Consider the following 19,526-nt stretch of genomic DNA (forward strand, 5'->3'; position numbering starts at 1 on the left):
GAGAGAATGGCCAAGGTATTGGTCGTGACGTCTGGGAAGGGCGGGGTCGGCAAGACGACCTCCACCGCCGCGCTTGGCGCGGCGCTCGCGCAAATGGGCCAGAACGTCGTCGTCATCGATTTCGACGTCGGCCTGCGTAATCTCGATCTGGTGATGGGCGCGGAACGGCGGGTCGTGTTCGACCTCATCAACGTGGTGCAGGGCGTCGCCAAACTGCCGCAGGCCCTGATCCGCGACAAGCGGCTGGAAAATCTCTGGCTGCTGCCGGCGTCGCAAACCCGCGACAAGGATGCGCTGACCGAAGAAGGCGTCAAGCGGGTGATCGCCGACCTCAAAACCAAGTTCGACTGGATCCTGTGCGACAGCCCGGCCGGCATCGAACGCGGCGCGACGCTCGCGATGCGCTACGCCGACGAGGCCATCATCGTCACAAATCCGGAAGTTTCGTCGGTGCGCGATTCCGACCGCATCATCGGCATGCTGGATTCCAAAACGGCCCGCGCCGAGCGCGGTGAGCGGGTCGAGAAGCATCTGCTGGTCACCCGCTATGACAGCGCCCGCGCCGCGCGCGGCGAGATGCTGTCGATCGACGATATCCTGGAGATCCTTGCCACGCCGCTGCTCGGCATCGTCCCGGAAAGCCAGGACGTGCTGCGCGCCTCCAATGTCGGCTGCCCGGTCACGCTGAACGCGGCAGGCAGCGCGCCGGCGCGAGCCTATACCGATGCGGTGCGCCGTCTGATGGGCGAGGCGGTCGAGATGATTGTGCCGGTCGAGCGCAAGGGGCTGATGGACCGGTTGCTGCGACGGAGGGCGGCATGATGAACGTAATGCGGCTGTTCGGCGGCCGCTCTGCATCGGCGCCCGTCGCGCGGGAGCGGCTGCAGATCCTGCTCTCGCATGAGCGCGGCCGGACCGGCACGCCGGACCTTCTGGAGATGCTCCGCTCGGAAATCCTGGGCGTGGTCTCCAAGCATATCGACGTCGATCCCGACAAGGTCGTGGTCCGGATGGACCGGGGCAAGTTCGTCTCGATGCTCGAAGTCGACATCGAGGTTCCCAACGGCGTGCAACGATCGAAGATGGTGGCGGCCACATGACAGCAGACAGCAACAGCCACATCGCCTGGCAGCGCGCGCAGCTGAAGAAGCTGCGTGCGGCGTTGAAGGCGATCGAGGTCGATCAGCTCGGCAAGGCCAACTGCGGCCGCGCGACGCAGATGACAATCGACGAATTGCAGCGCAAGATCGGCGAATCCGGCCGCTGCATCGCCGAGTACGAGCGCCGCACGCGTCGTCCGTTGGCAACGGATCGGGGCAGCCTTGCCAGCGTCAGCTGGACGCACTGGAACGCCAACATGCCGATGGCCAAGTCGCAGCGTCATCGCGCGTGAGCGAACGGCGCTGGCCTATAGCAAGAACGCCAGCGCTGTCTCGCACTGGTCCTCGATCTTGAGTGTGAGCAGCTCGTCGGCACGGGTGCGGCCGAGATTGACCGCGGCGATCGACAAGCCGCGCTGCTCCGCCATCCGGACGAAGCGAAACCCGGAATAGACCATCAGCGAGGAGCCGACGATCAACAGAGCGTCGGCCTGTTCGAGATGCGCCTGCGCCGACGCGACCGTGTCGCGCGGCACGTTCTCGCCGAAGAACACCACGTCGGGTTTCAGCACGCCGCCGCAGGCCTCGCAGGCCGGTACCACGAACGGCGAAAAATCCTGTTCCAGATCGGCATCGCCGTCGGGCGCGTCAGTGGCATCGAGGGTGAGCCAGGTGGGATTCAGCCTTGCCAGCTCGCCCTGAAATTGCTCGCGCGGCGTCGTCGCGCCGCAACCGAGGCAGCGCACCACATCGAGCCGGCCGTGCAGGTCGATCACGCGCTGGCTGCCCGCGGCCTGGTGAAGGCGGTCGACATTCTGCGTCAAGAGCAGCTCGCAGCGGCCTTGTTGTTCGAGCCTCGCCAGGGCGCGATGCGCACCATTCGGCGTCGCGCGGCCGAACCGCCGCCAGCCGACCATGCTGCGCGCCCAGTAGCGCTGGCGCGTCGCCGCCTCACCCAGAAATGCCTGGATCGTCACCGGCCGCGTCCGCTTCCAGTTGCCATCGCTGTCGCGATAGTCGGGAATGCCGGAATTGGTGCTGCAGCCGGCCCCGGTCAGGACAAACAGGCGCTGATGGCCGGCGACGAAATCCTCAAGGGCGGGGTGCTGCATGGCAGCAGATCTAGTGTGGCGCGCGCGCGGGCGCCAGACCTGCCACACCGCCAAGGACGGCAACAACCGGGGTGGCCCTGCGGCAGGTGACCGATGGCGGAATGTCGGCCTTACCGAGCCGGCAGGACGAACACCTGGCCGGGATAGATCAAATTGGGATTGCGGATCTGCTGCATGTTGGCCCGATAGATCACCGCGTAGCGCTGGCCGGCGCCCAATGCGCGCTGGCTGATCCGCCACAGGCTGTCGCCGCGGGCGACGGTGGTCGTGGTGATCTTCGGCACGATCACGGCGGAGGGTGAGCTCAATGCGATGGTGGTTGCCGCCGCGAGCTGCGCCGTGGTCCCATCCGTACGGCCGGACGCAGCCGCAGGCGCCGGGATCGATGCGGTCGTCGTCGTGTCTGGAACGTTGAACGGCACTTCGGCACGCGCGCGGACCTTGCCGGAGCCAAGGTCGAAGTCGTCAAGCCGGATCCGATAATCGCCGGTCGTTACGCCCTTGTTGATCGTGACCGAGAGGTGCCCCGCCGCGTCGGCGGTGGCGGATGTGATCAGACTGTCGTTGAGATAGAGCCTGACGGTCGCGCCGGGAGTTGCCTGAGCGCTGACATGGAGCTTGCCGCCGGGTTCGGTCTCGACGGCCTCGACAGCCACCTTCCCGGCCGCCAGCGCCGTGGCCGCGGGTTGCGACAGCACCCGGATCGGCTTGTCCGGCGCCATCAGCGCCACCATCGGCCGCTCGCTAGCCGCAGCGTCGAGCGCCACTGCCACACTCTGCTTGGACGTCACTGGCTTGCCGTCATGCGTGATGCGCAGGGTGAGGTCATAGTTTCCCGGCGGAAGCGGGCGCGGCACCATGACGAACTGGCCGGACTTGTCCGCCACGGCGCGATCGTGCACCTCGCCATTGCGCAGCAATTCCACCGTCGCGCCAGGGAGCGCCCGGCCGGCGACAACGGTCTCACCGGTCGGCTCGATGTTGACGACGTCGAACTCCGGCACCGCGTTGCTGTCCGGTGTTGGCGACGGTCCTGCCAACGTGTTGGCCAGCGCCGCGGTCTCGGTCTGCGCCTTTGCCAGCGCAGTCTTGTCCTGGTCTTGCGCGGGCGCGGATGGCGCCGTCGCCATCAAGCGCGAGTTCACGCCCAGGATCTGTTGGGTTTGGTGGATGCCGAAGATTAACGCAGCTGCGCCGCCGGCCGCAAGTGCCAGCAACGGTATGGCCAGTCTTATCGCCGTGACGTTCATGACTGTCATCCCCGGATGAATCGACCCGCGCATCCGCGCGCGCGACCCTGCGGCCCTGTGGGGAGTCCGGGAGAGACTGCGCCGATTTGCGCGACCCATCAAGTCGAATGAAAGGACTACTCCTCTCGGGCAGGCTGCCGACGCAACAGCTGTTGGAGATCGCGCCTGGCTCAGAACTCCGGCGCCGCGTGGTCCGCCACCGGTGGCGCGCACAACAACAGTGGCCGGGTTGATTTCCTGCTCAGACTTACGGGTGCAATTTTCGCTGCACGCTTGCTCACGCGCGACAGGGGGCTTGCGCCGATCTTCGACGGCGGCGCGTTGCCTATTGCGAGTACGTCAGCTGTTCTTCCGTCACCACGCGCTCGATATTGCCTGCCTTGCTCCTGATCCGGTATCGAAGCCGCCCGTCTGCTTCGATCGGCATGCGTTGAATGATGGTGTAGACCGCCGGCTCATCGGCCTCGGCGCGACCTTGCGGCCCCTGGGCCCGGTGGTGAACGTCTTCATTCAGCTTGTAGGCATATGACATCTGTCCACCTCTGCAGTTGGGGGTGCTCTCACGCGGGACTGTATTGTGACGCAATGGAGCTGTGGCTTCCCGTATGGACGCGACTTACTGCTTCGAGAGCCGCGTCAGGCCTCTCCGGAGTCCGCAGGAGCACGTTGGTTACATTGACCGAATACGCCGCAAATAGCCACCGAATACTCGCCTTCGACCAAGGATGGGTGAGAGCGCAGTGTGGGTTCCCGGCCGTTTTGCGGCCTCAATTGCCATTTGATCTCCGCAGGCAGATGCTGCCAGCCAATGGTATAAGGGAGAGCAACATGAGCAAGGCAGGTCTCGACCACCGGCATCCCAACAAGGACGGTGAAATCAGCGGCAAGCACGGAAACACGCTGCTCCGCACCTTGCGCAAGATTTACGGGCCAAGTTTCGCGGCGGGTTATCCCGAAACCGAGAAGCTGAGCGATGTCCTGGCTGCGCTGAACGAGACCTCGCTGAGCCAACTCCGCAGAGATCATCAGACCGGCCATCTCGCGCACAAGATCGCCAAAGCTTCCAAGTAGGTACCGAGCGGAGCCGCAGCTCAGAACTCCAGCTCCGCATTGTCCACCACCTCCTTCATCACGAAGAAGGTGCGGGTCTGCCGCACACCGGGCAGCGCGATCAGCTGGTCGCCATGGATGCGGTTGAAGTCCTCCATGTCGCCGACGCGGATCTTGAGGAAATAATCGAAGTCGCCGGCGACGAGGTGACAGTCGAGCACGAACTTCAGCTTCGCCACCGCCTGCTCGAAGCTCGCAAAGCTCTCCGGCGTCGAGCGGTCGAGCACGACGCCGACCATCACCAGCGCGCCCTTGCCGACCTTGCGCGGCGCCACAATGGCGCGGACGCCGCTGACATAGCCCTCGTCGAACAGCGCCTGGGTCCGGCGATGGCAGGTGGCGGGGCTGACGCCGACCTGATCGGCCAGCTCGGCGTTGCTGAGTCGGCCGTTTTTTTGCAGCAATCTCAATATCTTGAGGTCGATACGGTCGAGTCGGGCGGACATGGAAGAATCTCTCACTGATAGTCGGTAATGTGAGAGAAAACATATCATTTGGTGAAAATTCAGCAATCTTTGGCGATCAGGCGGCCTGACTTAGAGAGCACCTTTCGCAGCTGCAGTGATAGTTCTGGGCGCCGTTCCAGACCACCAAAGAGGATGCCAGTATGCTGGAGAAGTTCGCGCGCTATCCGCTCACCTTCGGGCCGACCGCCATCGAGAAGCTCGATCGGCTGTCAAAGCATCTCGGCGGCAAGGTCGAGCTCTATGCCAAGCGCGAGGATTGCAATTCCGGGCTCGCCTTCGGCGGCAACAAGCTGCGCAAGCTCGAATACATCATCCCCGACGCGATCGCCTCCAACGCCGACACGCTGGTGTCGATCGGCGGCGTGCAGTCCAACCACACCCGCATGGTAGCAGCGGTCGCGGCCAAGATCGGCATGAAGTGCCGGCTGGTGCAGGAAAGCTGGGTGCCGCATGAGGACGCAGTCTATGACCGCGTCGGCAACATCCTGCTCTCGCGCGTGATGGGCGCGGATGTGCGCCTGGTCGACGAAGGTTTCGATATCGGCATTCGCAAGAGCTGGGAGCAGGCGATCGAGGAAGTGAAGGCTGCGGGCGGCAAGCCCTACGCGATTCCCGCGGGCGCCTCCGTGCACAAATATGGCGGGCTCGGCTATGTCGGCTTCGCCGAAGAGGTGCGCGCGCAGGAGCGCCAGCTCGGCGTCAAGTTCGACTACATCATCGTCTGCACGGTGACCGGCTCGACTCATGCTGGCATGCTGGTCGGCTTCGCCGCCGACGGGCGCGCGCGCAACGTGATCGGCATCGACGGTTCGTTCACGCCCGCGCAGACCAAGGCGCAGGTGCTGTCGATCGCGCAGAACACCGCTGGTCTGGTCGAGCTCGGCCGCGACATCGTCGAGGATGATGTCGTGCTGATCGAGGACTACGCCTATCCCGCCTACGGCGTGCCGTCGGAGGAGACCAAGGCGGCGATCCGCCTCAGCGCGCGGCTGGAAGGCATGATCACCGACCCCGTCTATGAGGGGAAGTCGATGCAGGGCATGATCGATCTGGTGCAGAAGGGTTTCTTCCCGGCCGGTTCGAAGGTGCTCTACGCCCATCTCGGCGGTGCGCCGGCGCTCAACGGCTACGCCTACGCATTCAGGAACGGCTGAGGCGGGGCACGCCTTGTAGTTTCATAGGCCGGACGGAAGCGAACTCCAGGCGACGCTGCTCCAAACCTCCCCTTGAAAAGGGGAGGTCGCTTTGCTCCCCAGAGCAAAGCGGGTGGGGATCTGCTTTCTCCGCTTGCAGCATCGCCTGCGGCTGACCCCCATCCCGACCCTCTCCCTTTCAGGGGGAAGGAGAAGGCAGCACCCTCCGCGGAAAGACCGTCCCGGATGGTGCGGAGCCTGTCATCGGGCGCGCGTTTGCGCGACCCGTTGGCTCCATCCGGGCTACGGCACTGCTCACACGTCAGGTCCGCGTAAGCTTCGCCCGGTATTTTCGTCGTGCCGGGCGAGTCGGGAGACCTTCGCGTGAGGATGATGAATGCGGCTGGCCGAGCCATCGCCGCGCTCGGCGTCGGCATCGTCGCGGTGGGGCATTGGTTTTGGGCTTACCAGAGCCATGGTCATGCGCCGCATGCTCGCCTGCCGGCGATGAACAGCGAGATCGAGCTGTATGCCGGTATCTTCCTGATCGGCGTCGGCGCGCATGCCTTCGCATCCCGCTACTGGTTCAACGATCCAAATCCGCCGGCGCAGTCTTCGGTTCGGGAGCCGCAATAGCGTCCGCCTGTCAGGTCGGCCGGACTATGTCCAGGTTGACATCTTCGGAACATAAGAGGAACATGCCATCTGTAACCTGAGGGTGTGGCGATCGCTCATCCGCGGCGGTATTGCGTGGCCGCTGGAGCAAGGGCCAAGCCGCGCACCACTTGCGGATGAATTTCTCTGCCTCCTATAAGGGGTTGTGGCTGGGGAGTGAATGTCATGAGAGTTGCGATCTGGGCGGCCGTTGTGGCCGCGTGGCTGTTTGCGTCCGCAACTCCATCGAGCGCCCGCGGTCCCTATGGTTCGATCACGGTCGGCAATTGGAAGGGCGGCGCCTTTACCGACGACAAGAGCGGTGCGTTCACGCATTGCTCGGCGGGGAGCACATACCAGAGCGGCATCTTCTTCATGGTGGCGGTTGCCGCGAATGGCAGCTGGCGGCTGGGCTTGGCTCATGACAGCTGGCGTTTGACGCCGGGCGAAGCCTTTCCGCTTGCGCTGACCTTTGACGGCCAGCCCGCGTTCAATGTCTACGGCATGCCGCTCGGCGAGAAGCTCGTGAATGTCGAGATGCCGGTGAATTCGGCGCTGATCAATCAGTTCCGCAAGGCGCGCCAGATGACGGCGTTCGCGCAGGGACAGTTGTTTCAGTTCAACCTCAATCAGACCGCGCAATTGCTGCCGGCGCTGCTCAACTGCGTGGTCTCTGTGAAGAAGAACGGCGTCTCCAACGCCGGCGAGTTCGCGGTCGCGACAAAGCCTGCGGCTGCGCCGCCGCAGCAGGCTGCTGCACCCAACGCGCCGCCCGCGAAGCAGGCGAGATCAGGCACCGGCACCGGCTTCGTCGTCAGCGATAGCGGCCACGTCGTCACCAACCATCATGTCGTCGATGGTTGCAGCGAGATCACGGGCAATCTGAGCGGTGCGGCGGCAGTCAAATTGCGGTTGGTGTCCGACGACGAGACCAATGATCTCGCGCTGCTGCAGGCGCCGTCCCCGTTCAAGGATGTCGCGAGCATCCGGCAGAACTCGATTCGGGTTGGCGACGGAGTGGTGGCGATCGGCTACCCCTATCATGGCCTGCTGACATCCGATTTCACCGTGACCACAGGCATCGTTTCTTCGCTGAGCGGCATCCTCAACGACACGCGTCATCTGCAGATCAGCGCCGCGGTACAGCCCGGCAACAGCGGCGGGCCGCTGTTCGATCTCGGCGGCGCCGTGGTCGGCGTGGTGGCCGCTAAGCTCGACGCGGTCAGGATGGCGCGGGCCACGGGATCGATCCCGGAAAACATCAACTTCGCCATCAAGACCGGCGCGCTGCGCGACTTCCTCGACAACAGCGCGGTGATGTACCGGACCGCCGAATGGCGCGACGGGACCAAGAAGGAGACGTCCGATATCGCCAAGGATGCGCGCGGCTACACGCTGTTGATCACCTGCACGGTGAACGACCAGAGCGCGAACGCGAAACGGGGAAATTGAGACGTCCACTACCCCATCTTCCCGTCTTTACGGCAGGGCGATCGTATATGGCTATCGGCCACATGTCTTTCCCTGCTGAGTCCGGGCAGCCGCCGGCTGCTTTGCATGGGGTTGTTTTCGATATTTTGGCAATGCGCACCTGCGCCCACGCCTGCGACGTACAGGCGGAGTATCCGAGTTCAGCGGTCGAGCCGCCGCAGCGTATGCACGGTGATCTCGGCCGGGCAGTTGAGCCGCACCGGCGCAAGGCTGGTGCCGGCGCCGGCCGATGTGTAGCCGGCAAGTTCACCGAACCGCCAGGCGCCCCGGCCCATCCTGCGCGGCAGCCGCGCCTCCAGCTTGATCGCGATGCCGCCGGGCAGGCAGAGCTGGCCGCCATGGGTATGGCCGCTCAGCATCAGGTCGAAGCCGGCCGCTGCCGCCTCGCGATAGGATTCCGGCGTATGCGCAAGCAGGATCGAGAACGCATCGCGCGGGATCGCCGCGGCAGACTTTGCAATGTCGTCGGTGCGATAGAAATGCGCATCGTCGATGCCGGCGAGATGGATCGTCGCGCCATCGCGCGTGATCGGCTCCTGCTCGTTGAACAGCATCCTGATGCCCATCGCCTCCAGCGCCGGCGTCATGCGGATGCTGTCGTGATTGCCGAGGATGCCGTAGAGCGGCAGCTTGATCCGCGCGCACAGATCCTTCATCAGCGCGAGGCTGGTCTCGAACGGTCCAAACGTCTTGCCGCGATAATCGCCGGTCAGGACGCAGATGTCGCAGGCGACATAGCGGACGATGTCCGCCAGATGCCGCATCGCTCCCTGGCTGATGTCGGCGTGGAGATCGCTGAGATGAAGGATGGTGAAGCCGTCAAACGCCGCCGGCAGGCGCGCCGACGTCACCAGGTTGCGCCGTGCCTCGACCCGGTCGGCGTTGCGGCGCGCGCGGCCATGGAGGCCGGCCAGCTTGAGCGCAGTCTCGACGACCCATGGCGCCAGCTTCCAGTTCTCGACGTTGAACACGAGTGTGCCCTGGCCGAACAGCTGCCTCTCATGCGCGGCCTCGATTCCAAGCCGGCGCACGACGTGATCCGCGCCGATCCGCTCGACCAATCCCTGCAATGCCGTGTCGGCCATCGTCCCCCGTGCGGCCCGCGATGCGAAACGCGGGCCGGCGCGACACTATCATGCGCAATCCCGGCGGCGATACGGCTGAGGTTCAGACCACGGGGACGCGCTTGGCGGCGACCGCGGCCGGCGAGATCACCTCGATGTCGAGCGGCACCTGCCAGCGCTCGGTGAAGCGGACCTGCGGCGGCGCGTTGCCTTTGCGCCCACCCTGCAGCACGAAGCCGTCATAGCCCGAATTCATCACCTCATTGCACTTCTGCACATAGATCGGGAAGCCGCCGATATAGGGCATGAACACGCGGGGACGGCCCGGGATGTTGGCGCCGACATACCAGGAGCTGCAGGTCGAGCGCAGCGAGACCGTGGAGACGTCGTTGACATGGGCGACCCAGGCGTCCTCATCCTCCTGGACCGCCTCGATCGTGCCGGCGCCGATGTCGCGCATGTGGCCAAGGCAATCCGCCAGCCAGTCGACATGCTGCTCGATCGCCTGGATCATGCTCGCGAGCACCGATGGGCTGCCGGGCCCGGTGATCATGAACAGGTTCGGAAATCCCTCCGAGGCAAGGCCGAGATAGGCCCGCGGGCCGGCTTGCCATTTTTCGGCGAGCGTCTGCCCGCCGCGGCCGGTGATTGCGATCTTGTCGAACGAGCCCGTCATGGCGGCAAAGCCGGTGGCGGAGACGATCGCATCGAACTTGTATTCGGTGCCGTCGACCACGACGCCGTCGGTGGTGATGCGCTCGATCGGTGTGTTCGACACGTCGACCAGTTTCACATGCGGCAGATTGTAGGTCTCGAAGTAGTTGGTATCGACGCAGAGCCGCTTGCAGCCGAACACGTTTCGAGGGCACAGCAGCTCGGCGGTGGCGGGATCCTTGACGATGCCGCGGATTTTCTCGCGCGCGAAATCGGCGATGGTGTCGTTGGCGGCCTTCTCGAACAAGAGGTCACCGAACGCGCCGAGGAAGGGCAGGCCGCCGCGTTGCCAGGCTTCCTCATAAAGACGCTCGCGTTCGTGCTCGCTTGCCTGCAATGCGGGCTGGGCGTTGAACTGAAAGTAGAAGCCGGTCGGGCGCGCTCGCGCTTTCGCGCGCAGCTCCGGATAATGCGCCTTGGCTTCCTTGAGATACTCCGCCGACAGCCGCTCGTTCCACGCCGGGACCGACCAGGTCGCGGTGCGTTGGAACACGGTGAGCTCGGACGCCTGCTGCGCGATAATCGGGATCGACTGGATCGCGGACGAGCCGGTGCCGATGACGCCGACGCGCAGGCCGGTGAAGTCGACACCCTCATGCGGCCATTCGCCGGTGTGATAGATCGGCCCGCGGAAATCCGCCATCCCGGTGAAAGCGGGTCGGTTCGGCGCCGACAGGCAGCCGACTGCCATGATGCAGAACTTGGCGGTGACCTTGTCGCCGCGGTCGGTTTCGATCGACCAGCTGCCTGCCTTCTCGTCAAAGGTCGCCGCGGTGACGCGGGTGTCGAACACGATCTGGCTGCGCAGGTCGAGGCGGTCGGCGACGTGGTTGGCGTAAGCGAGAATTTCGGGCTGCGGAGAATATTTCTCCGACCAGCTCCAGTCCTGATCGAGTTCCTCGGAGAACGAGAAGGAGTATTGCAGGCTCTCGACATCGCAGCGCGCACCGGGATAGCGATTCCAGTACCAGGTGCCGCCGACGCCGCCGCCGGCCTCGTAGACCCGCGCGGTGAAGCCGAGCCCGCGCAGCCGATGCAGCATGTACATGCCGGCAAACCCGGCGCCGATCACGACGGCGTCGAACGTTCCACTTTCGGCAGGGCGCGCAGCCTTGCGCGCGGTGCTCTTCTGAGCCATGGCCCGTCTCTTCCCTATCTCTTGTCGTTATGTCTTTGGCCACGCCTCGTTGGACGCGACGATCGAAAGATTAGGGCGAGGGCGGCGCGGCCCGCAAGCGCATGCGTTGCCCCGCCGGGTATGGCTCCTATGCCTGGGCGCCGATCGCTGCGGTATCCGGAGCAGGTTGGGACGATGCAGCCGAGGATTGCGTGGAGGTGGGCGGCCCCTGCGGAGCTTGCGACCGCAGTCAATGCGGTACGCTTGGACCGGCTCAAGGCCCTGCGCGACGTTCAGCCGTCGTTGGATTTCACGATCCGGATCAGCTCGTCGCCGTAATGCTCGAGCTTCTTGTCGCCGATCCCGGCGATGTTGCGCAGCTCGCCCAGCGTGTCCGGACGCATCGCGGCGATGCCGTCGATGGTCGAATCGTGCAGCACCACATAGGCCGGCACGCCGCGCTGCCGCGCGACCTCCGAGCGCCAGGCGCGCAGCGCCGCATGCAGCGTGGGGTTGGCGGCGCCGCCCGGACTGTCGGCCGCGGGCGCGAGCTCGCCGCGGCGCGACTTGCCGCGCACCGCGCGGTTGCGCGCGCCTTCCGGCTGCTCCCGCAGCATCACCGCGGTCTCGCCCTTGAGCACGCCGCGGGCGCTGTCGGTCAGCTTCAGCGCGCCGAAGGCGTCGCTGTCGGCGTTGAGATGGCCCATCGCCACCAGCTGGCGCAGCACCGCGCGCCATTGCTTCTCGTTGAGCTCGCGGCCGATGCCGAACACCGACAATTGGTCGTGGTTGAATTGCTTGACGCGTTCGGTCAGCCGCCCGACCAGCACGTCGATCAGGTGCATGGCGCCAAAGCGCTGCCCGGTGCGATAGACGCAGGACAATAGCTTCTGTGCCAGCACCTTGCCGTCGCGGACCCGCGGCGGCGTCAGGCAGTTGTCGCAATTGCCGCAGCTTTCCTCCGTGCGGGTCTCGCCGAAATAGCCGAGCAGGCGCTGCCGCCGGCAATGCACGGTCTCGGCGAGCGCAACCAGCGCGTCGAGCTTGCCGATCGAGACGCGCTTGAAGGCGTCGGAGCCGGTCGATTCGTCGATCATGCGGCGCTGCTGCACGATGTCGGAAAGGCCATAGGCCATCCACGCCGCCGACGGCTTGCCGTCACGGCCGGCGCGTCCGGTCTCCTGGTAATAGGCCTCGATGCTCTTTGGCAAATCGAGATGCGCGACGAAGCGAACATCTGGCTTGTCGATGCCCATGCCGAACGCGATCGTGGCGACGATCACGATGCCGTCCTCATTGAGGAAGCGGTCCTGATGCCGGGCACGCACGCTGGCGTCGAGCCCGGCATGATAGGGCAGCGCGGGAATGCCGGCCTCGCTCAGCGATGCCGCGACGTCCTCGACCTTGGCGCGCGACAGGCAATAGACTACGCCGGCGTCGCCGGCATGCCGCTCCTTGATGAAGGACTTCAGCTGCGTGGTGGCGTTCTGCTTGTCGACGATCTCGTAGCGGATGTTGGGGCGGTCGAAGCTTGCGACGAACTCCGGCGCGTCGGTGAGTGACAGCCGCTCGGCGATCTCCTTTCGCGTCAATGCGTCCGCGGTCGCCGTCAGCGCGATGCGCGGCACTTTCGGGAAGCGCTCGGCGAGCGTGGACAGGCCGATATATTCCGGGCGGAAGTCATGGCCCCATTGCGAGACGCAATGCGCCTCGTCGATCGCAAACAGCGCGATCTGCACCTGGCCGAGCAGATTGAGGCAGCGCGGCGTGAGCAGCCGTTCCGGCGCGACATAGAGCAAATCGAGATCGCCGGCGAGCAGCCGCCGTTCGACCTCGGAGGCTTCCTGATAGGACAGCGTCGAATTCAGCACCGCGGCGTTGACGCCGGCCTCGGTGAGGCCCGCGACCTGGTCGCGCATCAGCGCGATCAAGGGCGACACCACGATGCCGCAGCCGTCGCGCAGCAGCGACGGCAGCTGGTAGCACAACGACTTGCCACCGCCGGTCGGCATCAGCACCAGGCAATTGCCGCCATTGGTGACGTGGCGGACGATCTTTTCCTGCGCGCCGCGGAAGCCCGACAGGCCGAATACGGAACTGAGCACGGATCGCGCGTCGCGGGGCGGAGCGGCTGCATGATCGAGGGCTGGTTGGGCGGTCATGATCCCTGAGAGGGCGATTCGGGTTCCCGGATCGAACGATTCCGGAACGAAGCGTGTTAATACACCCGTGCAATAAACTCAATTGAGGCAATGGCTGCCGGCCATCGCGCGCGCCGATGCGGTCGGCTGAGCTCAGCCGCACGCAGATCAAGGATGCCGATCGACGCGCAAAGCGCTTTCGAGCGAAGTGGATGCCGCTTCGTGTGAAGAAAAGCGCCTCAAGATAGGCAACCCCGACGCAGTCAGGCCGTCGGAGCGGGCGGCGCCGGTGGCGGCGTCATTGGCTCGACCTTGTAGGTCTTCGGCAGGTTGATCGGCCGGTAGGCCGGATCCTTCTCCATGCGCTCCAGTACCGAGGCGTGGATGGTCGCCCCTTCCGGTATCGGCCGCGGCTCGCCGCGCGGCAGATAGAAGCCGAGGAAGGACTTCCGTTCCGGCCATTCCTTCCATTTGTCGCTCTTCGGAATCCATTCCAGGATTTCCCACGCGGCGGTCAACGAATTGTGCAGCGGGGCCGTCGCGCTCGGCGGCACATAGTCGTGCTTGTGGGGCGGCAGCGGCATCCCCCAGGCGAGATGATTGATCAGCGCCTGATCCATGTGCAGCCCGGCAGCCCCGGCCTGCGCGAGCATCCAGATCAGCGGAAATTTTGACGGCCCGCTCTGGTCCTCGGGATAGCCGCCGCCGACGTCGGAGTGCACGCCGGCGAACCACACCTGGCGAATGTCCTGCTCCACCTCCGTCGCCGGATCGAACGGATCGGAACGGAAGTTCTGCGGCTCAATCCAGCGGTTGAGGCGGAACATGCGCCTGCGTTCGTCGATCGAGATCGCCTGGCGGAATCGCCTGACACTGGAATTGGTGCGGGTGAACAGCAGCGTCTGGATGTCGAACAGGAAGTTGTCCTGCCGCGGCACGATGATCGAGGCCACGGTGTCCCAGACCCCGACGAACTCGATGTCGATGTTGCGCCCGCCGGCGATCTGGCTGAAGTGCCAGACTTCCTTCAACGGGGCAGGGTCAAACGTTCCGTCGGACTTCTGGGCATCGGAGCTGGCCTTCTTGTAGGTGCCGAAGGCGTAGCCGGCGAGGTCGAGCTGGTCGACCGGCAACAGGCCCATCACATGGACGAAGGCCGCCAGCGTGCGCACGGTATAGGCGCCGCGGCTGAAGCCGAACATCCAGACCCGGTCGCCGGGCTCCCAGAGCCGGCACAAGAACCGGTAGGCGCCAAGCGTGTCCTCGTCGAGACCGGCGCCGAAGGCCAGCCCGAAAAGGCCGCGCACTTCCTGCTTGAAGCGGCCCCAGCTGTTCTGCAGGCCGATCGTGCCGAGACCCGGATGATAGTAGATCCGCTGCCGGCCATCCTTGTCGGCGACGCGAAACAGCTTCAGGACGTTGGAAATATTGGCGCCGATCTCGTTGCCGGTGCCGTCGCAACAAATCACAATATCCTTCGGCATCCGTTGCCCCCGCGGCCGCCGTGAAAATTAGCGACCTCAATGTACGGCAGAAGACGGGGATGATTCAATCTCCAATTGAAGACGGTTCTGTGTATGGGGTGTGAACGCCGACTGTCGTTCTGGAGTCTGCGGTCGGCATCGGGCGCGCGTGCTCGCTCTAACCAGCGATCCGCAGAATTCAATTGCAACACTTTGGAAAAGGTGGGAATCTCATCGCCAGTCATTGCGATATTGTGTTTATATTTTTCTGCTAGCGATTTCGCCGGTGCGCGCGATCATCTTGCCTGCCGCTCTCCGTAGCTTCCCCACCATGGACAGGAATGGATCGGCATGAGCCACCAAGCTCTCGTGACGGTCATTCTCGCGGGATTGGTGGTGATAGCGTTCGGACTGTTCTGGTGGGTCGGTAGCTACTCCGATCGCGTTTTCGCCAACAGATTCCGGACCCGCTTTCCGGAGAAGACGCTGAGTTACACCGGCGATCAGCTCGGCGAGCTGGTGCAATCCGACCTCCGGATGAAATATGCCTTCCCGATCCTGTTTCCGCTCGATCTCATCGTCATGCTGGCGCTGGCGGACGCGATGGGCGCGGCGTCATCATATTGGCTCAACCAGATCTATCCGACTGCAGCGTGGCTCGGCCTGGTCGTGCCGGCGGTGTATCTGCTGAGCGACCTGATCGAGGACTGCTTGCTGGCCTGGCTGCTGCTGCACGGCGACCCGCATGCGGCAGCACGTTCCGTCTCGATCCTGAAGGCGATCACGACGATCAAGCTCGTCAGCATCTTTGCCTCGATCGCGCTGACGCTGGTCGCGTTTGCCGGATGGCTATTTCACAGCGACTCGCTTCGCCTCTAAAGCTTCGGTTCTGATTGAATCAGAACCGAAGCTCTAGATTTTTGTTTGACGCGTTTTCTTCACGCGAACCGGTGTCCACTTCGCTCGAAAACGCTAAAGCGCCGGCGGTCTACTGATAGGTCGCCACGATGTCGGAGACGGCGCGCTCGAGCTGCCGGGCGGTCGCACATTGGCGCACGACAGTGCAGAAGGTTGAGTAGCGCGGCATTTCGGAATCGCCGAAGCCCCAGACCATGCGGCCTTCGGGATTGAGCCATACCAGCCGCTTGGAACGCTCGCCGATGCGGCGCAGGATATCGGCGCGCGGATCGAGATTGTTGCTGCGGGCGTCGCCGAGCACGATCACCGTGGTCTGCGGCGTGATCGCGCTCATCCAATTGTCCTCGAAATCGGCGAAGGAATTGCCGTAGTCGGACGAGCCGAAGCCGACCTTGGACATGATCTCCTTCATCGCCTCTTCCGGCGATTTCGATTCCAGGATGTCGCTGACCTCGATCAGATGGCCCGAGAAGGCGAAGGAGCGGACGTCGTCGACGACCTCGTGCAGGCTGTGGATCAGGAGCAGGAAGAAGTCCGAGACGCGGGCGACGGAGCCGGAGACATCGCACAGCGCGACGATCTTCGGCCGGTCGCGATGCTTGCGCTTCCACGCGGTGAGGAACGGCACGCCGCCCCAGGCCGCGTTCCGGCGTAGCGTGCGGCGGACGTCGAGATGGCCGCGGCGCTGACGCTTGCGCGGCTTGGAATAGCGTTCGCGCAGCCGGCGCGCGATCTGGCGGATCAGCGCGCGCATCTGCTCGACCTGGCGCGGCTCGATCCGCGCCAGCGGCGCGTTGCGCAGGATCTCGTTGCGCAGGTTTTCGGTCTCTTCGCGCCCGTAAAGCAGCAAGGCTTGCGAGACCGCGTCGCGAACCGTGCCGCGCAGGCCGTTGAGCGCTTCCTGCAGCCGCTCGGCGAGTGCCGGATTGCGCGTGGTCTGCTCGTCGATATCGTCGCGCAGGCGCTGGATGCCCATCGCATCGAGGATGCGGGTCTGGAAGATGCCCCGCTGGGTGAAGTAGCGGATGTCGGGCAGCGAGGCGGCGCCGGAGGCATTGGCGATCGCCGTCGATATCGCGGAGCGATCCTGCGACAGCAGCATCTGCGCCAGCGGCCCGAGATTCTCGCTGGCGGCGCCACCCGCCGCATCGCCATGCTCATCGGCCGACGGGTTGGCGCCGGATTCGCGGTTGTCATCGGTCTTGCTCTGCTCGGCGCTTTCCTGCTGCGGCTCGGGCTGGCTGAAGAACAGGTCAAAGCATTCGCCGAGCGAGCGCTTCTCGTCCTGGGTCTTGGCAAGCGTCAGCAGGAGCGTGTCGCGCAGGATGTCGCGGTCGGCAAAGCCGACCTGGGCGATCGCCCGCATCGCATCGATGCTCTCGGCAGGCGAGACCCGGACCCCGGCTCCCCGCGCCGCACGAAAGAAGCGATGCAGGTTCTCGCGCATCTTGGTCTAGCTGAACACGCCCTGGCGCGACGCCTTGGCGATGAAGGACGAAATCTGCGGCGTTGCGGCCTCGATGTCGGCCTCGTATTTCAGGAGCACGTTGAGCGTGTCCTTGACGATCTCGGTGTCGAGCTCGCTCGCCTGCAGCAGCACCAGCACGCGGGCCCAGTCGATCGCCTCGCTGACCGAGGGCAGCTTCTTCAGGTCCAGCGAGCGGATCTCGTGGATGAAGCCGACCATCTGCTTGCGCAATGTCTGCGAGATGCCGGGCACCCGGCTCTCGACGATGCGCTCTTCCAGCTTCTGCTCGGGGAAGCCGATATGCAGATGCAGGCAGCGCCGCTTCAAGGCATCGCCGAGATCGCGTTCGCTGTTGGAGGTCAGGATCACGGTCGGCGGCGCCACCGCGGAGACGGTGCCGAGCTCGGGGATCGTGACCTGGAAGTCCGAGAGAATTTCCAGCAGCAGCGATTCGAATTCGGCATCCGACTTGTCGATCTCGTCGATCAGCAGCACACAGCCGGCGGGCTGCTCCAGCGCCTGCAACAGCGGTCGCGGCTCGACGAATTCCTTGGAGAAGAACACGTCGCCGAAGGTGTGGAGCTGGTCGAGCGCTGCGGCCAGCGTCTGCGCGCCGCCGAGCACCTCGCCGAGCTTGTCCTTCAGGATCTGGGTGTAGAGCAGCTGTTTGGCATATTTCCACTCATACAGCGCCTTGGCCTCGTCGAGGCCTTCATAGCACTGCAGGCGGATCATCTTCAGGCCGCGCCAAGCGGCGATCGCCTTCGCAAGCTCGGTCTTGCCGACGCCGGCAGGGCCCTCGACCAGGATCGGCTTCTCGATCTGCTGCGACAGATAGACCGCAGTCGCGATCTGCCGGCTCGCAATATAGCCTTGCGCGGCGAGGCCGCTTTCCACGGCCTCGATCGAGGCGGTGGGCCTGGTGTCAGCCACGAGGATCAGCTCCGAATTTACCTTGAACTCGGACCTGTTCTGCTCCCGTTGCGGGCAAAGCACAAGGCTCGTTTGCCCCGCAAAGGCAAAGGGACTAAGGGCTGGAGTTAGCGCATGGTTCCGGGCTATTTCCGCCGAGCGCAATACCCCGGAGCAGCAGCCTCTAGCCCGCGCAGCTCTTCACGAAATCCTTGCGCTGCGGGCCGACGATCTTCTGGTCGATCGCCTGCTTCAGGCAGTCGAGATGCGCCTGCGCCATGCAGAGCTGCATCTGGTCGTGCCGGTCCTGTCCCTTCAGCGCCTTCGCCGCGCTCTGGCAGGCCGCGCGCTTCGCACCGGGGACGGGTGCTGCCGCCGACGTGTTCTCTTGCGCGGGAGCCGCCGCCGGCGCTGCTGCCGGTGCGGGGGTTGAGGTTGATTGCGCGAACGCTGCGACCGAGACCAGCAGCGAACCAGCCGAGACCAAGGCGACGACGAGATGCTTCATGGGATGTGCCTCCGCGAGCATGATCCGGAGAAGTGAACGTCGGTTTTCCGGAACGTCATGCTCAGACCAGGAATGGGATCAGGACGCGATTTCATGGTCGCGCCGTGACCCAGGGGAGGCTGAGAATTAGAGACTGCCGCCTGAATGGGGAGTGAATATGCCGGGAGGCCGCTTCACCTCAGCGTGAGGCCCGTCGCGGCTTCGAGCTCGGAGATCGCCTGCGCGGCGTTCGCAACCTTGATCGTGGTCATGCCCATCTCGCGCGCCGGCTTCAGGTTGACGCCGAGATCGTCGAGATAGACGCAGTGCGTCGGGTTCACTTGCAGCGTTCCCACCATCATCTGGTAGATGCGCGGATCGGGCTTGCGCAGACCGATCTTCGCGGACTCGATGACGTGGTCGAACAGTGACATCACCTCGGCGACATAGAGCGTGCGTCCGCTGTGGCTGCCGATTGCGTTCGACGGCAGATTGTTGGTGATGCAGCCGGTCTTGAATTCTGCCTTGATGCGCTTCAGCGCCGCGACCATTTCCGGGCGCAGGTCGCCGGAGAGCAGCGGCAGCACGTCCTTGCCGCGCACCTCGGCGCCGAGCGCCTTCGATTCCGTGGCGAACAGCTCGTCGAATGCATCGATACCGATCTCGGCGCGTTCGAACTTGGCCCACGCGTTTTCCAGATGGTTGGCGGCGTTGGTGCGGCGGATGATGTCGATCGGCAGGCCGCGCTCGGTCTCGTAGCGCGCGAAGGCCTCGAACGGCGAGGTGGTCAAGACGCCGCCGAAATCCCAGATCACTGCCTCGATCATCAATGTCCTGCCCGTTGCAAAGCGGCGGCTTCGCCCCGGGTCGTCCGGCCGTTTTGGCCGAAGACAGGGAAGCGCGCGTTCAACCTTCTTTATTGGAA

At 64.6% G+C, this 19,526-nt stretch carries 21 protein-coding genes; 8 read left to right on the forward strand and 13 right to left on the reverse strand.

What is annotated here, in order from left to right; translation table 11 throughout:
• The first annotated feature begins 6 nt into the window (after window positions 1-6).
• Genes minD through HAP47_RS03435 form a run of 3 tightly spaced genes read left to right on the forward strand, consistent with a single transcriptional unit; the run spans window position 7 to window position 1,393 of the window.
• Complete coding sequence (minD, locus tag HAP47_RS03425) at window positions 7-822, forward strand: septum site-determining protein MinD (protein WP_173639436.1); 816 nt, start codon at window positions 7-9, stop codon at window positions 820-822.
• A complete protein-coding gene (gene minE, locus HAP47_RS03430; RefSeq protein WP_171948207.1) occupies window positions 822-1,100 on the forward strand; it encodes a cell division topological specificity factor MinE in 279 nt (92 codons plus the stop codon). The genes minD and minE overlap by 1 nt, the downstream gene beginning before the upstream one ends.
• Window positions 1,097-1,393: a hypothetical protein gene (locus tag HAP47_RS03435; protein WP_092122321.1), complete on the forward strand. Its 297-nt coding sequence runs from the start codon at window positions 1,097-1,099 to the stop codon at window positions 1,391-1,393. Before minE ends, HAP47_RS03435 begins: the two co-directional genes overlap by 4 nt.
• 15 nt (window positions 1,394-1,408) lie before the next feature.
• Here HAP47_RS03435 and HAP47_RS03440 read toward each other — a convergent pair whose 3' ends face one another.
• From HAP47_RS03440 to HAP47_RS03450, 3 genes are all read right to left on the reverse strand, one after another.
• Window positions 1,409-2,212, reverse strand: coding sequence for an NAD-dependent protein deacetylase (locus HAP47_RS03440; protein ID WP_173639435.1), 804 nt, complete (start codon window positions 2,210-2,212; stop codon window positions 1,409-1,411).
• A 110-nt stretch (window positions 2,213-2,322) separates the two neighbouring features.
• Window positions 2,323-3,471: a LysM peptidoglycan-binding domain-containing protein gene (locus HAP47_RS03445; protein WP_173639434.1), complete on the reverse strand. Its 1,149-nt coding sequence runs from the start codon at window positions 3,469-3,471 to the stop codon at window positions 2,323-2,325.
• Between the two features lie 316 nt (window positions 3,472-3,787).
• On the reverse strand, window positions 3,788-3,994 hold the full coding sequence (locus HAP47_RS03450; protein WP_092122331.1) for a hypothetical protein: 207 nt from the start codon (window positions 3,992-3,994) through the stop codon (window positions 3,788-3,790).
• Between the two features lie 296 nt (window positions 3,995-4,290).
• Here HAP47_RS03450 and HAP47_RS03455 point away from each other — a divergent pair, with 296 nt between their 5' ends.
• The gene (locus HAP47_RS03455; RefSeq protein WP_173639433.1) at window positions 4,291-4,533 is read left to right on the forward strand and encodes a hypothetical protein; all 243 of its coding nucleotides are present in this window, start codon (window positions 4,291-4,293) and stop codon (window positions 4,531-4,533) included.
• Window positions 4,534-4,553: 20 nt separating this feature from the next.
• Here HAP47_RS03455 and HAP47_RS03460 read toward each other — a convergent pair whose 3' ends face one another.
• Window positions 4,554-5,018 carry an Lrp/AsnC family transcriptional regulator gene (locus HAP47_RS03460; protein WP_173639432.1) on the reverse strand — a complete coding sequence of 155 codons (465 nt, stop codon included), beginning with the start codon at window positions 5,016-5,018 and terminating at the stop codon, window positions 4,554-4,556.
• Between the two features lie 161 nt (window positions 5,019-5,179).
• Between HAP47_RS03460 and HAP47_RS03465 the strand changes: the two genes are divergently transcribed.
• The 3 genes from HAP47_RS03465 (at window position 5,180) to HAP47_RS03475 (ending at window position 8,278) form a co-directional block, all read left to right on the forward strand.
• Window positions 5,180-6,193, forward strand: a complete 1,014-nt coding sequence (locus HAP47_RS03465; RefSeq protein ID WP_173639431.1) for a 1-aminocyclopropane-1-carboxylate deaminase — start codon at window positions 5,180-5,182, stop codon at window positions 6,191-6,193.
• Window positions 6,194-6,562: 369 nt separating this feature from the next.
• Window positions 6,563-6,808 (forward strand): hypothetical protein, encoded by a 246-nt coding sequence (locus tag HAP47_RS03470; protein ID WP_231169057.1) that lies wholly within the window; start codon window positions 6,563-6,565, stop codon window positions 6,806-6,808.
• Between the two features lie 204 nt (window positions 6,809-7,012).
• Window positions 7,013-8,278, forward strand: a complete 1,266-nt coding sequence (locus tag HAP47_RS03475; protein ID WP_173639430.1) for a S1C family serine protease — start codon at window positions 7,013-7,015, stop codon at window positions 8,276-8,278.
• Here the strand turns inward: HAP47_RS03475 and HAP47_RS41515 are convergent.
• The 5 genes from HAP47_RS41515 to HAP47_RS03495 all read right to left on the reverse strand — a co-directional run bounded on the left by HAP47_RS41515 (window position 8,229) and on the right by HAP47_RS03495 (window position 14,837).
• Window positions 8,229-8,567, reverse strand: coding sequence for a DUF2690 domain-containing protein (locus tag HAP47_RS41515; RefSeq protein WP_371821735.1), 339 nt, complete (start codon window positions 8,565-8,567; stop codon window positions 8,229-8,231). The two genes, HAP47_RS03475 and HAP47_RS41515, sit on opposite strands and share 50 nt — an antisense overlap.
• On the reverse strand, window positions 8,458-9,402 hold the full coding sequence (locus tag HAP47_RS03480; protein WP_173639429.1) for a metallophosphoesterase: 945 nt from the start codon (window positions 9,400-9,402) through the stop codon (window positions 8,458-8,460). The genes HAP47_RS41515 and HAP47_RS03480 overlap by 110 nt, the downstream gene beginning before the upstream one ends.
• A gap of 82 nt (window positions 9,403-9,484) precedes the next feature.
• Window positions 9,485-11,233: a flavin-containing monooxygenase gene (locus HAP47_RS03485; RefSeq protein WP_173639428.1), complete on the reverse strand. Its 1,749-nt coding sequence runs from the start codon at window positions 11,231-11,233 to the stop codon at window positions 9,485-9,487.
• A 272-nt stretch (window positions 11,234-11,505) separates the two neighbouring features.
• On the reverse strand, window positions 11,506-13,374 hold the full coding sequence (gene recQ / locus HAP47_RS03490) for a DNA helicase RecQ (protein WP_173639427.1): 1,869 nt from the start codon (window positions 13,372-13,374) through the stop codon (window positions 11,506-11,508).
• Between the two features lie 242 nt (window positions 13,375-13,616).
• A complete protein-coding gene (locus tag HAP47_RS03495) occupies window positions 13,617-14,837 on the reverse strand; it encodes a T6SS phospholipase effector Tle1-like catalytic domain-containing protein (protein WP_173639426.1) in 1,221 nt (406 codons plus the stop codon).
• A gap of 330 nt (window positions 14,838-15,167) precedes the next feature.
• Between HAP47_RS03495 and HAP47_RS03500 the strand changes: the two genes are divergently transcribed.
• Window positions 15,168-15,695: a hypothetical protein gene (locus HAP47_RS03500; RefSeq protein ID WP_210285272.1), complete on the forward strand. Its 528-nt coding sequence runs from the start codon at window positions 15,168-15,170 to the stop codon at window positions 15,693-15,695.
• A gap of 109 nt (window positions 15,696-15,804) precedes the next feature.
• Here the strand turns inward: HAP47_RS03500 and HAP47_RS03505 are convergent, their stop codons facing one another.
• The 4 genes from HAP47_RS03505 to HAP47_RS03520 all read right to left on the reverse strand — a co-directional run bounded on the left by HAP47_RS03505 (window position 15,805) and on the right by HAP47_RS03520 (window position 19,428).
• Entirely contained in the window at window positions 15,805-17,181 is a 1,377-nt protein-coding gene (locus HAP47_RS03505; protein ID WP_176396238.1) for a vWA domain-containing protein, read from the reverse strand.
• A 6-nt stretch (window positions 17,182-17,187) separates the two neighbouring features.
• On the reverse strand, window positions 17,188-18,135 hold the full coding sequence (locus HAP47_RS03510; RefSeq protein ID WP_173639425.1) for an AAA family ATPase: 948 nt from the start codon (window positions 18,133-18,135) through the stop codon (window positions 17,188-17,190).
• Window positions 18,136-18,298: 163 nt separating this feature from the next.
• Window positions 18,299-18,622: a hypothetical protein gene (locus HAP47_RS03515; protein ID WP_173639424.1), complete on the reverse strand. Its 324-nt coding sequence runs from the start codon at window positions 18,620-18,622 to the stop codon at window positions 18,299-18,301.
• A 173-nt stretch (window positions 18,623-18,795) separates the two neighbouring features.
• Window positions 18,796-19,428, reverse strand: a complete 633-nt coding sequence (locus HAP47_RS03520; RefSeq protein WP_210285271.1) for an HAD-IA family hydrolase — start codon at window positions 19,426-19,428, stop codon at window positions 18,796-18,798.
• Between the last annotated feature and the right edge of the window lie 98 nt (window positions 19,429-19,526).

Origin of the sequence: Bradyrhizobium sp. 41S5, from assembly GCF_011516665.3 — a bacterium.
GTDB lineage: Bacteria > Pseudomonadota > Alphaproteobacteria > Rhizobiales > Xanthobacteraceae > Bradyrhizobium > Bradyrhizobium quebecense.